This window comes from Streptomyces daliensis (genome assembly GCF_054782395.1).
In genome coordinates, this window is sequence record NZ_BAAGSO010000108.1 from 33,312 (window position 1) to 53,349 (window position 20,038).

General features: G+C 74.1%; 14 protein-coding genes. 4 read left to right on the plus strand and 10 right to left on the minus strand.

The window, feature by feature from the left end; genetic code table 11:
* Positions 1-18 precede the first annotated feature (18 nt).
* Positions 19-1,512 (minus strand): outer membrane protein assembly factor BamB family protein, encoded by a 1,494-nt coding sequence (locus ACYVOO_RS30535; protein ID WP_461018958.1) that lies wholly within the window; start codon positions 1,510-1,512, stop codon positions 19-21.
* A gap of 306 nt (positions 1,513-1,818) precedes the next feature.
* Between ACYVOO_RS30535 and ACYVOO_RS30540 the strand changes: the two genes are divergently transcribed.
* Positions 1,819-4,728, plus strand: coding sequence for an SCO5717 family growth-regulating ATPase (locus ACYVOO_RS30540; RefSeq protein ID WP_461018959.1), 2,910 nt, complete (start codon positions 1,819-1,821; stop codon positions 4,726-4,728).
* Positions 4,729-4,817: 89 nt separating this feature from the next.
* Here ACYVOO_RS30540 and ACYVOO_RS30545 read toward each other — a convergent pair whose 3' ends face one another.
* From ACYVOO_RS30545 to rimP, 9 genes are all read right to left on the minus strand, one after another.
* On the minus strand, positions 4,818-5,777 hold the full coding sequence (locus ACYVOO_RS30545) for a bifunctional riboflavin kinase/FAD synthetase (protein ID WP_461018960.1): 960 nt from the start codon (positions 5,775-5,777) through the stop codon (positions 4,818-4,820).
* 139 nt (positions 5,778-5,916) lie between these two features.
* Positions 5,917-9,756, minus strand: coding sequence for a trypsin-like peptidase domain-containing protein (locus ACYVOO_RS30550; protein ID WP_461018961.1), 3,840 nt, complete (start codon positions 9,754-9,756; stop codon positions 5,917-5,919).
* 315 nt (positions 9,757-10,071) lie between these two features.
* Positions 10,072-11,001, minus strand: coding sequence for a tRNA pseudouridine(55) synthase TruB (gene truB, locus ACYVOO_RS30555; RefSeq protein WP_453349923.1), 930 nt, complete (start codon positions 10,999-11,001; stop codon positions 10,072-10,074).
* Positions 11,002-11,004: 3 nt separating this feature from the next.
* Positions 11,005-11,526, minus strand: a complete 522-nt coding sequence (rbfA, locus tag ACYVOO_RS30560) for a 30S ribosome-binding factor RbfA (RefSeq protein WP_461018962.1) — start codon at positions 11,524-11,526, stop codon at positions 11,005-11,007.
* Between the two features lie 15 nt (positions 11,527-11,541).
* The gene (locus ACYVOO_RS30565) at positions 11,542-11,838 is read right to left on the minus strand and encodes a DUF503 domain-containing protein (protein ID WP_453349921.1); all 297 of its coding nucleotides are present in this window, start codon (positions 11,836-11,838) and stop codon (positions 11,542-11,544) included.
* Between the two features lie 104 nt (positions 11,839-11,942).
* Positions 11,943-15,122: a translation initiation factor IF-2 gene (infB, locus tag ACYVOO_RS30570; RefSeq protein WP_461018963.1), complete on the minus strand. Its 3,180-nt coding sequence runs from the start codon at positions 15,120-15,122 to the stop codon at positions 11,943-11,945.
* Between the two features lie 153 nt (positions 15,123-15,275).
* On the minus strand, positions 15,276-15,563 hold the full coding sequence (locus tag ACYVOO_RS30575) for a YlxR family protein (RefSeq protein ID WP_453349919.1): 288 nt from the start codon (positions 15,561-15,563) through the stop codon (positions 15,276-15,278).
* A gap of 62 nt (positions 15,564-15,625) precedes the next feature.
* Positions 15,626-16,654, minus strand: coding sequence for a transcription termination factor NusA (gene nusA, locus ACYVOO_RS30580; RefSeq protein ID WP_453349918.1), 1,029 nt, complete (start codon positions 16,652-16,654; stop codon positions 15,626-15,628).
* Positions 16,655-16,656: 2 nt separating this feature from the next.
* Positions 16,657-17,223: a ribosome maturation factor RimP gene (rimP, locus tag ACYVOO_RS30585; RefSeq protein WP_461018964.1), complete on the minus strand. Its 567-nt coding sequence runs from the start codon at positions 17,221-17,223 to the stop codon at positions 16,657-16,659.
* 279 nt (positions 17,224-17,502) lie between these two features.
* Here rimP and ACYVOO_RS30590 point away from each other — a divergent pair, with 279 nt between their 5' ends.
* The 3 genes from ACYVOO_RS30590 (at position 17,503) to ACYVOO_RS30600 (ending at position 19,584) form a co-directional block, all read left to right on the plus strand.
* Positions 17,503-18,069, plus strand: a complete 567-nt coding sequence (locus ACYVOO_RS30590; protein ID WP_461018965.1) for a hypothetical protein — start codon at positions 17,503-17,505, stop codon at positions 18,067-18,069.
* Entirely contained in the window at positions 18,066-18,542 is a 477-nt protein-coding gene (locus ACYVOO_RS30595) for a ferritin-like domain-containing protein (RefSeq protein ID WP_461018966.1), read from the plus strand. Before ACYVOO_RS30590 ends, ACYVOO_RS30595 begins: the two co-directional genes overlap by 4 nt.
* 73 nt (positions 18,543-18,615) lie before the next feature.
* Positions 18,616-19,584 (plus strand): aminoglycoside phosphotransferase family protein, encoded by a 969-nt coding sequence (locus tag ACYVOO_RS30600; protein WP_461018967.1) that lies wholly within the window; start codon positions 18,616-18,618, stop codon positions 19,582-19,584.
* The last annotated feature ends 454 nt before the right edge of the window (positions 19,585-20,038 follow it).

Consider the following 20,038-nt stretch of genomic DNA (forward strand, 5'->3'; position numbering starts at 1 on the left):
CGGTCCGTGCGGGGCAAGTCAGCGGAAGGCCGCGAGCAGGGACTTCTCCTCCTCGGCGCTGTCCCTCCCGTAGATCTCCTCGGCCGCGAGGAAGAACATCCCCTGGTGCAGCAGCGGCACCGCGTCGTCGGCCATGTCGCTCTCGCGCTCGCTCGTGGCCACCGGATGGCGTTCGTACACCGAGCGCTCGCCCGTCTCCCCGTCGAAGCGCAGCAGGGCCCCGCCCTTCTCCTGCGTGGCCTTCTCGTAGGCGATCAGATCGCCGTCGAGCGTGGCGACGGGGGCGAGTTCGCGCTTGTCCTCGGGCTCGCCCGACCACTTGACCTCGCCGGTCTCCAGGTCGTAGGCGATCACCTCGTTGACGGTCGCGCTGCCGTCGCCGTGGGAGGAGTGCGTCTCGCCGGGGACGTAGACGGCGCCGTCGCCGACGACCACGTCGGTGCACAGGGCCGTCGGGTTGGAGCACAGGTACGCGTTCTGGCGCTGCATCTCCATCTTCACCGGCTCGCGTCCCTCGTCCCCGAGCCGCATCAGGAACTCGGCGCCGTCCGAGGACTCCGTCTGCATGCCGACGACGGCCGGTGAGGTGGCGACGATCTTGGCGATGTCGAGGCCGCGCGGCGCCTTCCACTTCCAGGCGCGCTCGCCCGTCTCCGGGTCAAAGCCCCACACCTGCGCGGCGTTCGCGCCGCCGCACTGTACGCGGGCGACGAGCGCTTCGCCGCCGCGCACGCCGACGGGGTGGCAGCCGTCGGCGGTGCCTCCGTCGTCGTAGACCTTCTTACGGTCGCTGATGCGGTAGACGGCCGAGCCGCTCACCGAGGAGATCGCGACGGTGTTGCGGGTGACGGCCAGCTCGCCCGCCTCGAAGCGGTCGGGGTCGAACGGGTCGCTGAGCCGGCGGGTCCACAGTTCGCGGCCCTTGTCCAGGTCGAGCAGGGTGAGTTCGGTGCAGCCAGGCCCGTGCTGCACCGCCGCCCTGCCCGCCGCCGACTCCAGCGACGTCCCGCACAGCGTGCCGTCCAGAGGGAAGCTCCAGTCGCGCTCGCCGTCCGCCAGGCCGAGGGCCACGACGCGCTCGGCCTGTGCCTTCACCGCGTGCGCGTCCGTGAACCAGGTGCCCGGCGTGGCCAGCACGCCCTCGTCCGGGGCCTCGACGTCCTCGCTCCAGGCCAGCTCGGTCCTGGTCCTGTGCGGGGGACGTTCCGCCGCCTCGTCGTCCCCGGTGGACGAGGGCCCGAACAGGGCCCAGCCGCCCGCGCCGAGACCCGCGACGACGAGGAGGGCGGCGAGGACCAGGGCGACCGTACGGCGCCGTCCACGGGCGGGGCCCGTGCTTCCGCCCGGCCCGGGGCTCCCGGTGGGCGGGGGCCCGAACTCCGGTGGCGGCGACGGGGGTGGTCCGAACTCCCCCGGCGCGATGGGATGATGCGACGGATGCGCGCTGGGGGATCCCTCCCAAAGGTGCGGGGGCCGGGGAGGCATGGCGGGCCGGGGAGGCGGCTGCGACATCCGTTAACGCCTTTCTGCGAAGCTGGTGGCGCCTGCGGATTCGTCCGGCATCGGCTCCGGGCTCAGTATGCCGACACACATTGATCACAAGACATCGCATACGACACATCAGCCACAGACCGCATGGGGGGCCGAGACTGAATCGAGACATTCGGCTGGTTCAGTCGGATGCGGCGGTTCCGTCCTCTTCTCCGTACCTCTCCTCCGCGCGGGACCAGACTCCCGTGGCCGGTGTGACGGCGATTAGGCTTGAGCAGCGCGCAGCAGCAAAATTCGGGGCGTATGACCACAGCAGCAGGAGGCATTGTGAGCAGCGATCGGGACGAAGTCCGCGTCAGCGGGATGACGCCCAATACCGATCGGCTCGATGCGGAAGCTGAGGCCGAGACCGAGTCCACGGGCCAGTTCACCATCGACTACACACCGCCTGCCTGGTACACGCAGAACGCGAACAGCACCAGCGGCGCCAACACCGCCAACACTGCCAATACCGCCAACACCTCCTACGACACGGGCTCTTCGGCCTCCGCCGGCTCCGCTGTTCCGTCCGGCGGTGGGGACAGCGGCGCGGACTTCTCGCTGGCCGGGCCCGGCGCGACGGACGGCCCCGGCAGTGGCCAGGAACACGGCCGCGCCGACGACGGCACGACCGGCGACGGTACGGACGAGCGCCCCTCGTCCACGGAGGCGCCGGGCGCGGGCGCCGCTTCCGACGACAGCGCCCCGGCCTCCTCGGGCGCCTCCGCTTCGGGGTACGGCGACGGCGGCGCGGATGCCGCGGGCGTCACGGGTTTCGCGGGCACCACGGGTTTCGCGGGCGCCACGGGTGCGCCGGAGCCCTCCGTCCCGGGTCACGGGGACGAGGCGGGCTCCGACCCGGCTTCGGGTGACGCCGGTACGTCCGAGGACGCGTCCGACTCCGCCCCGGCCGACGGCACTTCGCCGGGCGACGGGGAGGGAGAGGGCGCGGCCGACATCGAGGACGGCGCCACGATGCGGTTCTCCGCGGCTTCGCTGCGCCGGGAGATCGCCGAGCTGGCGGCGGAACGCGAGAAGGAGCGCGACGGGGCGGAGCCCGAGGGCGCGGACAGCGGTGCCGGGGCCTCGCAGGGCGCGCAGGCGTCCAGCGCGCCCGGTTCCTCCGACGCGTCGGACGCCTCGGGTGCGGCCGGTGCGGCCGGTGCCGCGGACGCGAACGCGGGCTCCGGGGGCCTCGCGAAGGAGGACGACGCCTCCCCCGCCGGGCCCGCGGCCGACCCCCGCGCGGCCGACGCACCCCGCGACGCCGCGCCGCAGCAGGGCCAGTCGCCCGCCGCACCCCAGCAGGCGGGCCCCTGGGCCCCGGCGGCCGGTGCCGAGAGTGCGCAGGGTGCGCAGGGCCAGGCGCCCGGACTGCCGCCGCTGCCCCCGGACTTCCAGCCCGCCTCCTCTCCTCCGCCCGGCACCCCGTGGCCGAGCAACACGGGCACCCCGCAGGGCGGCGTGCCCGGGCAGGGCGGTTACGGCTACCCGCAGCAGGGCCAGCAGCCCAACGCGGCGGCACAGCAGCCGGGTTCACCCGCGCCCGCACCGTCGGCACCGGCCCCCGCGCAGCCGCAGGCCCCGCAGGCCCCGCAGGCCGGTTACGGCTACCCCCAGCAGGGCCAGCAGCCCTACCCCGGCCAGCCCCAGCACCCGGGCCAGCCCCAGCCGAGCCCGCAGCCCCCGCAGCCCGGCTACGGCTACGGCTACCCCCAGGGGGCTCAGCAGCCCGCGCAGCAGCCGCCCGCCACCACGGCGAACCCCGCAGCGCAGCCGCAGACCCCGCAGCCCCCGCAAGCCGGGTACGGCTACCCCCAGCAGGGCCAGCAGCCCAACGCGGCGGCACAGCAGCCCTACCCCGGCCAGCCCCAGCAACCGGGCCAGCCCCAGCCCCAGCCGCAACAGCCGCAGCCGAGCCACCCGGGCCAGCCCGGACAGCCGGGCCCGTGGGACGCCCAGGCGCAGGCACAGGCACAGCCGCCGCAGGATCCGCGCCGTCAGCACCAGGGCGGGTCGCCGCTCGGCTACACGGCGGCCGTCGAGCTGTCCTCGGACCGCCTGGTCAACAACAAGCGCAAGCCGCGCCCGCAGAACCCGGCGAAGCCGTCGCGGTTCCGGCTCGGCGGCAAGAAGGAGGAGGCCGAGCGGCAGCGCAAGCTCGAACTCATCCGGACGCCCGTGCTGTCCTGCTACCGCATCGCGGTCATCAGCCTCAAGGGCGGCGTCGGCAAGACCACGACGACCACGGCGCTCGGCTCGACGCTGGCGACCGAGCGGCAGGACAAGGTCATCGCGATCGACGCCAACCCGGACGCGGGCACCCTCGGCCGCCGAGTGCGCCGTGAGACGGGTGCGACGATCCGCGACCTCGTGACGGCGATCCCGTACCTGAACAGCTACATGGACATCCGCAGGTTCACCTCGCAGGCCGCCTCCGGTCTGGAGATCCTGGCCAACGACGTGGACCCGGCCGTCTCGACCACCTTCAACGACGATGACTACCGCCGCGTCATCGACATCCTCGGCAAGCAGTACCCGATCATCCTCACCGACTCGGGTACGGGCCTGCTCTACTCCGCGATGCGCGGAGTGCTCGATCTCGCCGACCAGTTGATCATCATCTCGACGCCCTCCGTCGACGGCGCGAGCAGCGCGAGCACCACGCTCGACTGGCTGTCGGCGCACGGGTACGGCGATCTCGTGCAGCGCAGCATCACGGTCATCTCCGGGGTGCGCGAGACCGGCAAGATGATCAAGGTCGAGGACATCGTGTCCCACTTCGAGACGCGCTGCCGAGGCGTGGTGACCATCCCGTTCGACGAGCACCTCTCCGCGGGTGCCGAACTGGACCTGGACATGATGCGGCCCAAGACCCGGGAGGCGTACTTCAACCTCTGCGCGCTCATCGCCGAGGACTTCGCGCGCGCCCAGCAGGAGCAGGGGCTCTGGATGGCCGACGGCAACCCGCCGCCGCAGCTGGCCCCGCCGATGCCGGGCCAGCAGCAGGCCGGTTACGGCTACGGCTACCCGGCCCAGGGTCAGGTCCCGGGTCAGGGCCAGGTCCCGGGTCAGGGCCAGGTCCCCGGCCAGGCGCCGCCTCCGCAGCAGCCCTACGGGGGCCAGCCGTCGCCTCAGCAGCCGTATCCGCCGCAACAGCAGGGCGGCTGGCCCCAGCAGCCGCCACAACAGCAGTAGCGCACGGAACGCAGGAACGCACCGCGCACATGACAGTGGGCCGGTGAGGGCGGATTCGCCCTCACCGGCCCACTGCTACATGTGCTGCCCTACGGCCGGGGCTCGGCGGCGGCGGAGACCAGCACCCGTGCCCGCTCCACGTCCAGCGCCATGCGCTCCAGCAGCGCGTCGAGCGTCTCGAACTTCTCCTGGCCCCTGATGTAGTCCAGGAACTCCACCGCCACGTGCAGCCCGTACAGATCGAGCCCGACGCGGTCGATGGCGTACGCCTCCACCGTGCGCTCGGTCCCGTTGAACTGCGGGTTGGTGCCGACCGAGATCGCCGCGGGCATCGCCTCGCCCTCGACGGTCAGCCAGCCCGCGTACACCCCGTCGGCCGGGATGGCGGTGTGCGGCAGGGTCTCGACGTTGGCCGTGGGGTAGCCGAGTTCGCGGCCGCGCTGGGCCCCTCGCACGACGACGCCCTCGACGCGGTGCGGGCGCCCCAGGACCTCCGCCGCTCCCGCCACCTCGCCCTCGGCCACCAGCCGACGGGTGAGGGTCGAGGAGAAGGGCTCGCCGCCGCCCGCGCTGCCGCGCTCGTAGAGGTCGACGACGACCACGTCGTAGTCGTAGGTGTCGCCCAGTTCGGCCAGGAAGCCGACATTGCCCGCGGCCTTGTGGCCGAAGCGGAAGTTGGGGCCCTCGACGACGCTGCGCGCGTGCAGCTTGTCCACCAGCACCTTCACCACGAAGTCGGCGGGCGAGAGCTTCGAGAACTCCTGCGTGAACGGCAGTACCAGCACCGCGTCCACGCCCAGCTCACCCATGAGTTCGGCACGCCTGGGGTGCGGTGCCAGCAGGGGTGGATGGCTGCCGGGCCGTACGACCTCGCTCGGGTGCGGGTCGAAGGTCACCACCACGGCCGGAACGCCCAGCTCACGGGCGCGCTCCACCGTCCTGCCGATGATGAGCTGGTGCCCGCGGTGCACCCCGTCGTACGAGCCGATGGTGACGACGCTGCGCCCCCAGCCCTCCGGGATGTCCTCCAAGCCACGCCAGCGCTGCACGTCTGCTCCTCGCCGATGCCGATGTTTTCGCCGGTCCAAGGGTGCCATGCCGCACAGACGTGCCCGGCATCGGACCCACCGAGGCCGCGCGTCCCCGTACGGGCCGGAACAGGCCGGTACAGGGCCCCTACGGGGACGGTCACCCCGCGCCCGTGCCCGGGGGCGTGCCCGTCGTACCGCGTCCGCGCTCGGCCAGGGACTCGCACGTCCGGCGCGCCCCGGGCCCCACCACCGCGCTCCACTCTCCCGGCGCGGCCTCGTGCCAGGCCAGGAGCCGCGCGGCGAACCCCGGCACCTCGCGCGCCAGCCCGGCCAGGGCGCGGTCGAAACGGGCCGCGCCCTCCGCCGTACGGCCCATCAGGAGCCCGAGCCGACGCACCAGTACGGCCTCCCCGTACGGCTCCGCCATCGGATCCCCGACCCCGGCCCCGCGCCCGTCGGCACCCGCCGCCCGCCGCGCGGCGGCGCCCCGTACCACCGCGCACAGCGCGTCGCCCAGCACGGACGCCTCACGCTCCCCCGCACACAGCTCCTCCAGCAGCTCGTCGCGCAGCGGCCCCTCGCCCCCGCCGAGGGCACGGGCGAGCGCGGCCCGTAGCGCGGGACGGCCCGTGGCCAGCAGCCCGGTTACGAGGGAACGCAGCACGGCGCGGGCCGAGGGGCCATGGGTGAGTCTGCGCCGTACGAACGCCTCCACCGCCTCGCCCGCCGTCCCCGGCCGCAACTCGGCGTGCTCGCGTACGAGCGCGGCGGCGGGCCGCGCGACGGCCGGGATACGTGCCTGCGCCAGCGCCCGTAGCACCTCCGCCGCGTCGTCCGCTTCCGGCACCCGCAGCCGCGCCCTGAACGCGGCGAGCACGGGCTCGGGGTGGGTGCCGAGCGCGCTTCCCAGCGCGGAGGCCAGCTCGGGCGCGCCACTGGCGGCGAAGTGCGTCAGCGCGGCGTCGAGGTACCGGCTGCGGCTGTGCGGGTCCCTGACGAGCACCGCGAGCGCGGCGGCGCGCGCGTCCACTCCCCCGGGGACCTCGTGGCCCGGCAGCAGCGCGAGGGCGGCGCGGCGCAGGAGCGCGCGATCGGCCGGGGTGCGGGCGTGGCGGGCGACGCGGGGCGCGTGCCGCGCGGCGGTGTCCCGGCGCTGGGCACACGTGTCGTGCGCCCAGCGGTCCAGGGCGCGGCAGAACGCGGTGGGCTCGTCGTGCGCCAGCTCCCTCAGCAGCTCGTCGGCCCTCGGGTGCGCGGCGTCGGCCAGCGTCTCGACGAGGTCGTCGACGTCCCCCGTGCGGTGGGTGTGCAGCAGCGCCTGCGCGGCCGAGGCGACGGTCGGGGCCACCTCGGCCACCTCGCCGCCGCCCACGTCGGCGCGCCGCCGCAGCGGACGGCCGTCGTCGAACCAGCCGCACAGCAGCCGCCGCACCTCCCGTGGCTCGGCGACGAGCAGCGCGCCCACCGCGTCCAGGTACCGCTCGCCGTCCTGCCCGTAGGGCGCGTCGGCGGGGAGCAGGAGCCGCAGCAGTTCGAGCCGGTCGGCCGTCGGCAGGGGCAGCCGTCGCCAGAACGGCGGCCCGAATCCACCGTGCCCGAGGCTGCCGTCACCGTCACCGTCGCCGCCGCCGTCGCCGCCGCCGTCGCCGTCGGCCGAGTCCACCGTGGCCACGACCCTCGTGGCGAGCGCCCGCAGCACCTTGGCGTACGGACGCGCTTCGGGCACCCGCAGCAGCGTCTCCCCGAGCAGATGCGCCGCCCACCAGGCGGCCCCGGAGTCCGGAGCCGAGAAGTCCGCCAGGGGCAGCAGCCGCCGGGACAGCGCCTCGGGCCCCTCGGCGCCCCCGCACAGCAGCAGGGCCTGGACGACGGGGCCGATCCGGTGACGGGGCACCGGCACGGCCGCGGCCCGCGCGTCGCGCCGGTGGACGAGGGCTTCCAGCGCGACGTCGAGTTCCAGATGCCGCCCCTGCGCCCAGTCGGCGAACTCCTCGTCCGCGAAGCGGTAACCGTCGCCCGCCGGTACGAGCACGCCCTCCGCGAGCACGGCCGAGGCCCAGCCGCCGCCCCAGGGGAAGACCTCCTCGAACGCCGACCGCTCCAGCGCGCCCTGCCCGGGGCCCAGACAGCGCCGTGCCGCCTCGTGGATCCGGCCCGCGACGCGCGCCGCCAGCCGCCGTACCGCTCCGCCGCGCGGTACGGGCCGCTCCGCCGCCGCGAGCCGCACCGCGACGCGCAGCGCGACGAGGGCGAGGTGCGCGTCGAAGACCTCGCTCCTGACGGGCGGCACCGGGGCTGCCCCGCACGCCGCACCCTCCTGGGAGCGCCCGTGCCCTTCGCCGAGCGCGGCCCGTACCCCGGCCAGCATCCGCAGCGTCAGAGGGTGCGCCGCGTCCCGTGCGCCGAGGGCGCCGTCCGGGATGCCGTAGTGGGCACGGGCGCGGGCCGCCTGGCCCGGCAGCAGATCGCCGAGGCGCACGCAGGGCCGCAGTGCGGCGGCCTCCCCGGAGCCGCCGCCACCGCCACCGCTCCCGGCTCCGTACAGCACCTCGGCCGGGAACAGGGGCCTCGCCAGCTCCCAGTGCTCGGGGCGGCAGGCGACCGCCATCCGCGCGCCGGAGGCGCGCAGCCAGCCCGTCGTGCCCGCCGTCCAGCGGCGCAGCCCGTGCGCCAGGCGCGGCGGCATCTCCTCGGGCCCGTCGAGGACGACCAGCAGCGGACGCCCGGCGTCCCTGGCCAGCCGCGCCACGACGTCCGGGTTCGTCTCCCGGGGATCGCCGACGTGCCCTCCCTCACGGCCGCGCGCACACGCACCGCCCGACACGATGCCCGGGTTCGCCTCCCCGGGATCGCCAACGTGCCCTCCCTCACGGCCACCGTCACGCCCGCCGCCATGCCCGCGCGCACACGCACCGCCCGACGCACCGCCCTGCGCATCCCCCGCCGCACCGCCCGACGCGTCCCCCGTCACCCCGTCCGACGCCCTGCCCGACGCGGCGACGATCCGCCCCGCCTCCTCCAGCGCCCGCGCCACCGCCTCCCGGACGCTGCCGTCCCCGTCCCGCAGGTCGGCGCCGCGCAGCCACACCGTGGGCGCGGGCGCGACCCCGCGGGCGCGCCGCGCGGCGAGCGCTGCCAGCTCCGTCGTACGTCCCGTCCCCGGCTCGCCGACCAGCGCGACGACCGAAGCGCCGCTCTCCCCGAACTCCCGGAGCGCCCCGGCCGTCTCAGGGCGTGCCACAGGCTGCCCCGCGCGCTCGACGGCGGGCCCGACCGAGGTGGCCGTGAGCTGGAGCGCGCCCGCCAGATTGAGGTCGGGGCCGAAGCCGGGGACGGTCGCGCCGTTGCGGGCCAGCAGCGTGCCCACGGGCCCCTCGGGCTCCAGCAGCCCTGCCGCCCGCAGCGGTACGGCGAACGCCGCCGTGCGGCGCGGCGCGTGCAGGGCCGTGCCGAGGACGGCGAGCACCGCGCCGGTCTCCGCGTCCACGACGGGCGCGCCCGAGACCCGCCTGCTGAGCCGCACCTCCACGGCGGCGGCCTCCGGCAAGGCCAGCTCCAGGACGTCCTCCAGCGGGTGGAAGCGGTCCGTCGAGGTGTACGTGGCCGGGGCGAGGCCCGTCAGCCGCGCGTCCCGCCACTCGCCCGTCCACACCCGCACCGGCAGGCCCGCCACGCGCGCCCGTTCCGCGCCGATCACCTCGGGCGCGACGCCCAGGCCCGCCGTACGCACCAGCGCGAGGTCCCATTCGGGCAGCGGGGTGATCGCGTCGGCCTCGGCCAGGCAACTGGGGGCCGCGGCGTCCCCGGAACGGCCGGGCCGCTCCGTGGGGGCGTGGACGACCACGCGCCTCAGCCCGTCCACCGCCTCGTGGCTGGTGACCAGGGTGCCGAGGTCGTCGGCGAGGAAGCCGGTGCCGCGTGTGCGTCCCGCGAGATCGCAGATCCGCACCAGCGTGGGCGCTCCACGCGCTCCGTGCGCCCCACGCACCGTCGCCATCGTCCGAACCTCCCCGCGGCCCCGCCCCGTGGCCCGTCCCGCTCCCCGACCGTAGAGCGGAGTTGATCAGCGGGAACAGGCCGACCGGCGAACGCGCCCCCGTCCACGCCCGCGACTCACTCCGAGCGCCTGCCTGATGGGGTGAATCCCTGTCTCCGAGTGGATATAGAGACAAAAGAACCGAGGAGGGGACTGTGGGGCGGCGCCGCGCCGCATGCCGCGAGACACCGGTCATGGGCACGGCGCCGCCCCACAGCGACACCGCACACCACGCACCGCCACCCCGAGCAGGCCGCACAGGCCGCACAGGCCCGCTCAGACGAAGACGGCGAGGCTCTTGGCCCTGCCCTTGTGCTCCTCCACGAGGGCGAGGAAGCGCTCCTCGGGCCCGAAGACCGCGATGGGCCCGCCCTGCCGCGCCACGGGCGCGGGCAGCCTGAGCTGCGCGCCGTTGCCCAGCAGCCTGGCCTGCTCCTCGTCCACGTCCCAGCGCGGGAACGCGGTGGCGGCGGCCTCGGCGAGCGGCAGCAGCGACAGCGTCCCGCCCCCGTCCACCTCGCCCTGCAACCGCTCCAGCGTGCGGGCCTGGTCCAGCTTGTACGGGCCGACCCGCGTGCGCCGCAGCGCCGTCAGATGGCCGCCCGTGCCGAGCCCGTCGCCCAGATCGCGGGCCAGCGCCCGTACGTAGGTGCCGGAGGAGCAGACGACGGAGACCAGCAGATCGGTCACCGGCGTGCCGTCCTCCGCCGTCTCCTCGCGTACGTCGTACACCTGGAAGGAGGAGACGGTCACCGGGCGGGGCGGCAGCTCGACCTCCTCGCCCTCGCGCACCCGCGCGTACGAGCGCTTGCCGTCGACCTTCACCGCGCTGACCTTCGACGGCACCTGCTGGATGTCGCCGGTCAGCTTGGCGATGCCCTCGGCGATCGCCTCGCGGGACAGCCCGGCCGCGCCGGCGGAGGCCGTCAGCTCGCCCTCGGCGTCCTCGGTGACCGTGGACTGGCCCAGCCGGACCGTCGCCACGTACTCCTTCTCCGTCAGCGCGAGGTGCCCGAGCAGGCGGGTCGCCTTCTCCACTCCGAGGACGAGCACCCCCGTCGCCATCGGGTCCAGCGTCCCGGCGTGGCCGACCCTGCGCGTGCGGGCGATGCCCCGCACCTTGGCGACCACGTCGTGCGACGTGAAACCGGCGGGCTTGTCGACGACGACAAGCCCGCCGGGTCCGTTGTCCTTCTTGCGTGCCACGGGTCAGGCGTCCCCGTCCTGCTGCTTCGCGTCCTTGGCCGAGCCCGCGACACCGGTCGCCTCGTCCGTCCCGTCGGCGCCGTCGGCGTCGTTCTCCTCGTCCTCGGCGGGCTTGCGGTACGGGTCCGCGCCGCCCGCGTAGTCCGCGCCGGAGGACGCCTTGCGGACCTCCTCGTCCGACGCCTTGGCGCGGGCGAGCAGATCATCGATGGTCTTGGCGTTCTCGGGCAGCGCGTCCGCCACGAAGGTGAGGCTGGGGGTGTGCTTGACCCCCGCCGCCGCACCCACGGCGGAACGGAGCACGCCCTTGGCGCTCTCCAGGCCCGCCGCCGCCGCTGCGCGGTCCTCCTCGTCGCCGTAGACCGTGTAGAAGACCGTCGCTTCCCGGAGATCGCCGGTGACCCGGGTGTCCGTGACGGTCACATGCGTGCCGAGGCGCGGATCCTTGATCCCCCGGTGCAGCTTCTCCGCGACCACCTCACGGATGAGGTCCGCCAGCCTCTTGGCCCGTGCGTTGTCGGCCACTGGTCCGTCTCCTTGCTATTCGTCTTCATCTCCGTGGAACCGCCGCCGCACCGACAGCAGCTCCACCTCGGGCCGGGCGGCGACCAGGCGCTCGCACCGGTCCAGTACGTCCCTCACGTGTTCCACGTCTCCGGAAACCGACGCCACTCCAATCGTGGAACGCCGGTAGAGATCCTGCTCCCCGACCTCTGCCGCGCTCACCGCGTACTTGCGGTGCAGCTCGGCGACGATCGGGCGGACGACGGAGCGCTTCTGCTTCAGCGAATGTACGTCGCCCAGCAGCAGGTCAAAGGAAAGAGTCCCCACATACACCCGGCGATCGTACGCGCAACGGCCGGGGCCGATCGACGGAGTTTTCTGCTCCGCCGACCGGCCCCGGAACCGTGTCAGCCGCGCTGTGTCAGCCGCACCGCGTGTCAGCCGCGCGGCTTCTCGCGCATCTCGTACGTCGCGATGACGTCATCGATCTTGATGTCGTTGAAGTTGCCGAGGTTGATACCGCCCTCGAAGCCTTCGCGGATCTCGGTGACGTCGTCCTTGAAGCGGCGCAGGCCCTCGATGTTGAGGTTCTCCGCGACGACCTTGCCGTCGCGCAGCAGCCTGGCCTTGGTGTTCCGCTTGACCTCGCCGGAGCGGATGAGGACACCCGCGATGTTGCCGAGCTTGGAGGAGCGGAAGACCTCGCGGATCTCCGCCGTGCCCAGCTCGATCTCCTCGTACACCGGCTTGAGCATGCCCTTGAGGGCCGCCTCGATCTCCTCGATGACCTGGTAGATCACCGAGTAGTAGCGAACGTCCACACCCTCGCGCTCGGCCATCTGCGTCGCACGCCCCTCGGCGCGGACGTTGAAGCCGATGACGATGGCGTCGGAACCCGTCGCGAGGTCGATGTCGGTCTCGGTGACCGCACCCACACCGCGGTGCAGGATGCGCAGGTCCACCTCTTCGCCGACGTCGAGCTGGAGCAGCGAGGACTCCAGGGCCTCGACCGAACCGGACGCGTCGCCCTTGATGATGAGGTTGAGCTGCTGCACCTCGCCCGCCTTGAGCACCTTGTCCAGGTCCTCCAGGGAGACCCTGCGGGTGCGCTTGGCGAAGGCGGCGTTGCGCTCGCGGGCCGCGCGCTTCTCGGCGATCTGACGGGCCGTACGGTCCTCGTCGACCACCAGGAAGTTGTCGCCCGCGCCCGGGACGTTGGTGAGACCCAGCACCAGGACGGGGGTCGCGGGACCCGCTTCCTTGATGTTCTCGCCCTTGTCGTCGAGCATCGCGCGGACCCTGCCGTAGGCGTCGCCCACGACCATGGTGTCGCCGACCCGCAGCGTGCCGCGCTGGACCAGCACGGTGGCCACGGCGCCGCGCCCGCGGTCGAGGTGTGCCTCGATCGCGATGCCCTGCGCGTCCTGGTCGGGGTTGGCCCGCAGGTCGAGCGAGGCGTCCGCGGTGAGGACCACGGCCTCCAGCAGCTCCTCGATGTTCGTGCCCTGGCGCGCGGAGATGTCGACGAACATGGTGTCGCCGCCGTACTCCTCGGCCACCAGGCCGTACTCGGTGAGCTGACCGCGCACCTTCGTCGGGTCGGCACCCTCGACGTCGATCTTGTTGACCGCGACCACGATCGGCACCTCGGCCGCCTTGGCGTGGTTCAGCGCCTCGACGGTCTGCGGCATGACGCCGTCGTTGGCCGCCACCACGAGGATCGCGATGTCGGTCGACTTGGCACCACGGGCACGCATGGCGGTGAACGCCTCGTGACCGGGGGTGTCGATGAAGGTGATCTTGCGCTCTTCATCGTTGACCGTCGTACCGGCCTGGTAGGCACCGATGTGCTGGGTGATGCCGCCGGCCTCACCCTCGATGACGTTCGTCTTGCGGATCGCGTCCAGCAGTCGCGTCTTACCGTGGTCGACGTGACCCATGACGGTCACCACCGGCGGACGCGGGGCCAGCATCTGCTCGCCGCCCTCGTCCTCGCCGAACTCGATGTCGAAGGACTCGAGAAGCTCGCGGTCCTCCTCCTCCGGGCTGACGATCTGGACGACGTAGTTCATCTCCTCGCCGAGGAGGTGCAGCGTCTCGTCCGAGACCGACTGGGTGGCGGTGACCATCTCGCCCAGGTTGAACATGACCTGGACCAGCGACGCCGGGTTGGCGTTGATCTTCTCCGCGAAGTCGGTGAGCGAGGCACCGCGCGACAGCCGGACGACCTCGCCCTTGCCGCGCGGAAGCATCACGCCGCCGACCGACGGCGCCTGCATCTGCTCGTACTCCTGGCGCCTCTGCCGCTTCGACTTGCGGCCACGGCGGGCCGGACCGCCGGGACGGCCGAACGCGCCCTGTGTGCCGCCACGGCCACCGGGGCCGCCGGGACGACCGGCGAAACCGGGACGGCCACCGCCGCCCGGACGGCCGCCGCCGCCACCGAAGCCGCCACCGCCGCCACCGGGACGACCGCCGCCGCCGGGACCAGCGGGACGCCCTGCGAAGCCGCCGCCGCCCGGACGGCCCGCACCGCCGCCGCCACCGGGGCGGCCCGCACCGCCACCGGGGCCGCCACGGCCCGGACCCGGACGCGGGCCCGCAGCGGGACGCTGCGGCATCATGCCCGGGTTCGGACGGTTACCGCCGCCGCCAGGACGGGGACCGCCCTGGCCCTGGCCGCCGCCCTGCGGACGGGGCATGTTGCCCGGAGTCGCACGGCCGCCGCCCGGCGCCTGCGGACGCGGGCCGCCGCCGGCGCTGGGGCCCGCCTGGCCCGGACCGGGCTTGGGAGCACCCTGGCCCTGGCCGGGCTTCGGCGCGCCGCCGCCGGGACGGGGCGCCTGGGGGCGCGCCATGCCGGTGGAGCCGCCGGACGTGAAGGGGTTGTTGCCCGGACGGGGACCGGAGGGACGGCCACCGGGCTTGGGGCCCTGGCCCTGACCCTGGCCCGGCCTCGGACCCTGTCCACGGCCGCCCTGACCCTGACCCTGGCCGCCCTGGCCCTGGCCACCGGGACGCGGCGCGCCCTGGCCACCGGGCTTGGGGCCCTGCCCCTGGCCCTGGCCCTGACCCGGCCTCGGGGCACCCTGACGCGGGGCCTCGGGGGCGGCGGGGGGCGCCGGAGGCGCGGTGAACTCGGGCTTGGCGGGACCCGGCTTCGGGCCCGCGGGGCGGGCGTTCGGCTTCGGGGCCGCCGGGGTGACGGCGTCACCCGGGGTGGCCGCCGCACCGGCGCCGCCCTCGGCACCGGACTCGTCGGCGCCTGTCTCGGTCTTGGAGGCCGGGGCCTCGGGGCCCGGCTTCGGGGCACCCGGCTTGGGCGCGCCCGGCTTCGGGGCCGCCGCTCCCGGCTTGGGGGCCGCGCCGCCACCCGGCTTGGGTGCGGCGGGCTTGGCGGCACCCGGCTTGGGTGCCGCGGGCTTCGCTGCGGACTTCTTGGCGCCGTTGGCGCCACTGCCCGAGTCGAAGGCGTCTGTCAGTTTCCGTACTACCGGCGCCTCGATGGTCGAGGATGCCGAACGGACGAATTCCCCAAGTTCTTGGAGCTTGGCCATGACGACCTTGCTCTCGACTCCAAGCTCCTTGGCGAGCTCGTATACCCGGACCTTAGCCACTTCGCTCCTTACGGCCCGGGGGATCGTCCGCCGGACCTTCGCTACTTGTGCATGGGCGTACTCATCGCGTACTCATCGAGTGCTCATCGCAATCTCGACCTACTTCCGACTCGCGAGGTACCTCTCCCGCACGGGGATTCCGTACGGGCTGTCTTACGGTGTCTCCTGCTCGATCTGCCGCACGCGCTGGAACAGCTCCGCGGTGTCGAACGGCCCCGGACCCCGGAAGGCCCGGTTGAACGCCCGGCGGCGGACGGCCTGCTCAAGGCAGACCGGTGTGGGATGCAGATAAGCACCCCGGCCGGGCAGCGTACCGCGAAGATCGGGGACGCAGCGCCCCTCGACCCACACCACACGCAGCAGATCGCGCTTGTCCGAGCGTTCCCGGCAGCCCACACAGGTGCGCTCAGGGCAGACTCGGTCGCGCGTCCGGCCAGACACTGGTTAAGTCTACCTCCCCGCACCACCCATCCCCTTGGGGGGTAAAGGCGGTGACGTGTGTTTCAGCCCTGTTCCGCGGCGCGACCGTGGGCCTGACCGGCCTCGGGGGAGGCGGCGTCGGCCGTGTCGGGACGGATGTCGATGCGCCAACCGGTCAGCCGGGCGGCCAGGCGGGCGTTCTGCCCCTCCTTGCCGATGGCCAGGGAAAGCTGGTAATCGGGCACGGTCACGCGGGCCGACCTGGCGGCCAGGTCCACGATCTCGACCTGGCTGACGCGGGCCGGCGACAGGGCGTTGGCGACCAGGTCAGCGGGGTCCTCGGACCAGTCGACGATGTCGATCTTCTCGCCGTGCAGCTCGGCCATCACGTTGCGGACCCGGCCGCCCATCGGGCCGATGCAGGCGCCCTTGGCGTTCAGACCCGAGCGCGTGGAGCGTACCGCGATCTTCGTACGGTGACCGGCCTCGCGCGCGATGGCGGCGATCTCGACCGACCCGTCGGCGATCTCCGGCACCTCCAGCTCGAACAGCTTCTTGACCAGATTCGGGTGGGTCCGCGAGAGCGTCACCGACGGGCCGCGCACCCCCTTGGCCACGCGGACCACGTAGGTACGCAGGCGGGTGCCGTGTGTGTAGTCCTCGCCGGGCACCTGCTCCTGCGGCGGGAGGATCGCCTCCAGCTTGCCGATGTCCACCAGCACGCTCTTGGGGTCCTTGCCCTGCTGCACCATGCCCGCGACGATGTCGCCCTCGCGGCCCTGGTACTCGCCGAAGGTGACCTCCTCCTCGGCGTCCCGCAGCCGCTGGAGGATCACCTGCTTGGCTGTCGTCGCGGCGATACGGCCGAAACCGGTCGGGGTGTCGTCGAACTCGCGCGGCTCGGCACCCTCCTCCAGGTCGCCCGCGTCCTCCTTCGCCCAGACCGTCACATGCCCGGTCTTGCGGTCCAGCTCCACCCGCGCGTCACGGCGGCTGCCCTCGGTGCGGTGGTACGCGATGAGGAGGGCCGACTCAATCGCCTCGACCAGCAGATCGAGGGAGATCTCCTTCTCCCTCACCAGCCCGCGCAGAGCACTCATGTCGATGTCCACGGTTACGCCTCCTCCTTGCTCTCGTCGTCGTCATCGGCCGCGGACTCGTCCGGCGCCTTCTCAGCGAGCTCAGCGTGCCCGGCGGCCTTGCGGTTGAACTCGATCTCCACGCGCGCCTTGGCGATCTCGCCGAAGGCGAGGCGGCGCCGCGTGGGCTTCCGTCCCTTGACACCCGGGACCTCAAGGTCAAGACCCTCGTCGTCCAGACCGGTGATACGCGCTGTCAGCTCGCCGCCCCCGGCCTCCTCGGTGAGGTGCGCCTTGATCAGCCTGCCCAGGGCGCGGCGGTAGTGCCGCTGCTCCGTGAGGGGGCGGTCGGCGCCGGGCGAGGTCACTTCCAGCACGTACGGCGAGCCACCCATGGCGTCCGTCTCGTCCAGCAGTTCGGAGAGCGCGCGGCTCAGCTCCGCGCAGGTGTCGAGCTGCACCCCGTCGTCCGAATCGACGACCACGCGCAGGACACGGCGCTTTCCGGCGGGGGTCACGTCGATCTCTTCGAGATCCAGCCCCTTCTCGCTGACAAGCGGTTCCAGCAGTCCGCGCAGCCTCTCGCTCTGGGTGGTGCTCATCCGGGTGACTCCTCGGCCGCGTGTGCTGTTGTAGGGGGACCTCGTTGGGTACGGCGTGTCGGACCCAGCCTATCGTCTGCGGCGGACCACGCCGACCAGACGGGCGATGTGCGGTGGATGTGTGCGGCGTCCGGGTATGCGTCGTGCACCGCGGGGTGGCCCGTCCGGGAGCGGAAACCCGCACGGGTACGCTCACGTGGCGGTGATCACCGCCACGCCACGATCCGACGTCCGGCCGCCGACACCCTGGCGATGCGATGCCCGAGTTCAGGAGTGCCCATGCCGCTCACACCGTCACCGGTCACCGCGGGACCCCGCCGCAGGTCGCTGCTGGCCGGGGCGCTGGGCGCGGGCGGAGCCCTCGGCCTCGTCGCCGGGTGCTCGGACGACGACGGCGGCAGCGACGACTCGGAACGCGCCGACGACGCGGCGGCACGGAAGCTGCGCGCGCATGCCACCCGCGAGAGCCAGGCGCTGCTGGCCCGCTACGACGGGACGGTGGCGGCCCACGCCGGCCTCGCGGGGCTGCTGCGCCCGCTGCGCGCCCAGACAGCGCGGCACACCGAGGTGCTGGGCGGCAAGGACGCGGCGCGCGCCTCCCGTACGAACAGGTCGGCCGTCCCCTCCGACGCGAAGCAGGCGCTCACGGCGCTGGCCGAAGCGGAGCGGCGCACGGCGGACGCGCGGACCAAGGCGCTCATGGACGCGCCGCCCGCACTGGCCCGGCTGCTGGCCTCCCTCGCGGCGGCGGGCGCGGCAGCCGCGTACCTCCTCGCCGAGGGCGAGCCGCGCGGCGCCGGGGACAGCGGCGGCGGAGAGGACGACGGGAAGGACAGGGGCGCATGAAGGAGCTGGACGCCGTACGGGCCGCGCTGGCCGCCGAGCACGCCGCCGTCTACGGCTACGGAGTCGTCGGCGGCCGGATCGGCGACGACCGCAGGGACGAGGCGCGCGAGGCGTACGACGCGCACCGCGCCCGCCGGGACACACTGCGCCGCGCCGTACGCGACCTCGGCGGCGAGCCCGAGCCCGCTGCCGCCGCCTACTCGCTGCCCTTCGCCGTGCCCGACAGCGCCGCGGCGGCACGGCTCGCCGCCGAGCTGGAGGACCGGATGGCGGGGGTGTACGCCGATCTCGTCGGCGCGAGCGAGGGCGCGCGGCGGCGCGACGCGGCCGGGGCGCTGCGGGAGGCGGTGGTCCGGTCGGTGCGGTGGAAGGGAAGCGGCGTAGCCTTCCCTGGGCTCACCGAACGCGCCGGTTCCGAGTCCCCGGCGCCCAGCGGGTCGGGGTCGCCCGGGACGCGCCCGAACTCCTTCTGACCCCTTCTGGCCGTCCCCGTCCCCGTCCCTGTCCCCGCCCCGCCCCTCCGTTCGGAAAGGTTCCCTCGACCGAATGGCTTCCGCTTCGCCCCACGAACCTCCGCAGCGGCTGACGCGCTCCCTGGCCTCCCTCGGGAACCGCGCCGGTGAGCACGTCGCGCGCGACGCCGACGACTGGCTCGGCGCGCTGCCGGGGCTGCTGGAGCGGACGCTGGAGCGCTGGGAGCTGACGGCCGAGCGGGTGGTCTCGCCCGGCGGACGCAGCAGCCTCGTCGCGCTGGTCCGACGGTCCGACGGCACGCCCGCGGCGCTCAAGCTCCTCGCCCCCGACACCGTCTCGCCGCGCGAGCGTACGGAGCGTGAGACGGCCGCGCTGGAGCGCTGGAACGGCTGGGGGGCTGTACGGGTGCTGGGGGCGGCGCCGGAGGACGGGGCGCTGCTGCTGGAGCGGCTGCACGGTGAGGTCTCGTTGCGGTCGCTGCCCGAGGCGAAGGCCATGCTGGAGGCGGTGTCCGCGGTGCGGCGGCTGTGGGTCGAGCCGTCGTCTTCGTCCTCGCCTGCGTCCGGGGTCGCGCTGGAGACCGTCGCCGAGCACACGGAGGCCGAGGTCGCGTTCCTGCGCGAGTGCGCGCCCGGAGAGGCCGCGCCGCTGGTGGACGAGGCGCTGGAGCTGCGCGCCTCGCTGCTGGAGGCGCCGCCCGAACACGTACTGCTGCACGGCGACTTCCGGCAGGGCTCGGTGCTCGGTGCGGACGCTGAGCGGGCGCCGTGGCTGGCGGTGGGGCCCGAGCCGCTGGTGGGCGAGCGCGCTTACGACCTGGCGCGGCTCGTGCGGGACCGGCTCCACGATCTGGTCGCCTCGCCCGGGGCGGGGGCGGCGACGCGGCGCCGTATCAACAAGCTCGCGGACTCGCTCGACGTCGACCGCGAGCGGTTGCGGGGGTGGACGCTGTACCGGGCCGTCGAGTCCGGCGTCCGCCACGCGGCGGGCGGCGCCCGCGAGGACGCCGAACTCCTCCTGGAGTTCGCCGGCTGGCTCTGACGGCCCCTTCGCGGGGCGCGGAAGGAAACGCGGGGTTCCCCCTTCACCGGGCTGCACCCCTTCACGGGGTGCGGGGTGAAGCCTTCACGGGGGTTCTCTCTCACGCAGGGGTGCGCTGTGCCGGCGGGCCTTGGGGTTTTGCGGCGCGGCTGTGGGTGAGGGGTTCCTCCGCTTCACGGGGGTGTTGCGCGGGACGGTTGGCCAGTGTGGTGGGTGCCGTAGGGTCCCGCGCTGATTTTTGTGCCCCTGTCCGGGGGTGCCGTCGTGTGGCTTGGCGCCGTTCCTCGGGTGCGGGCCGGTGGCTTCGGTGCGGCGTGTGGTTGCGGTGCGTCGCGGCTGGCGCCGCGTGGTTCTTGGCTTGTGCCGGTGGTTGTGTGGGGTTGGTGTGTGGTGGGGGTCGGTGCCGTGCCGGGGTGTCTCCTCGGGCGGCGACAAGTGCGGGTCGGCTTTTCGG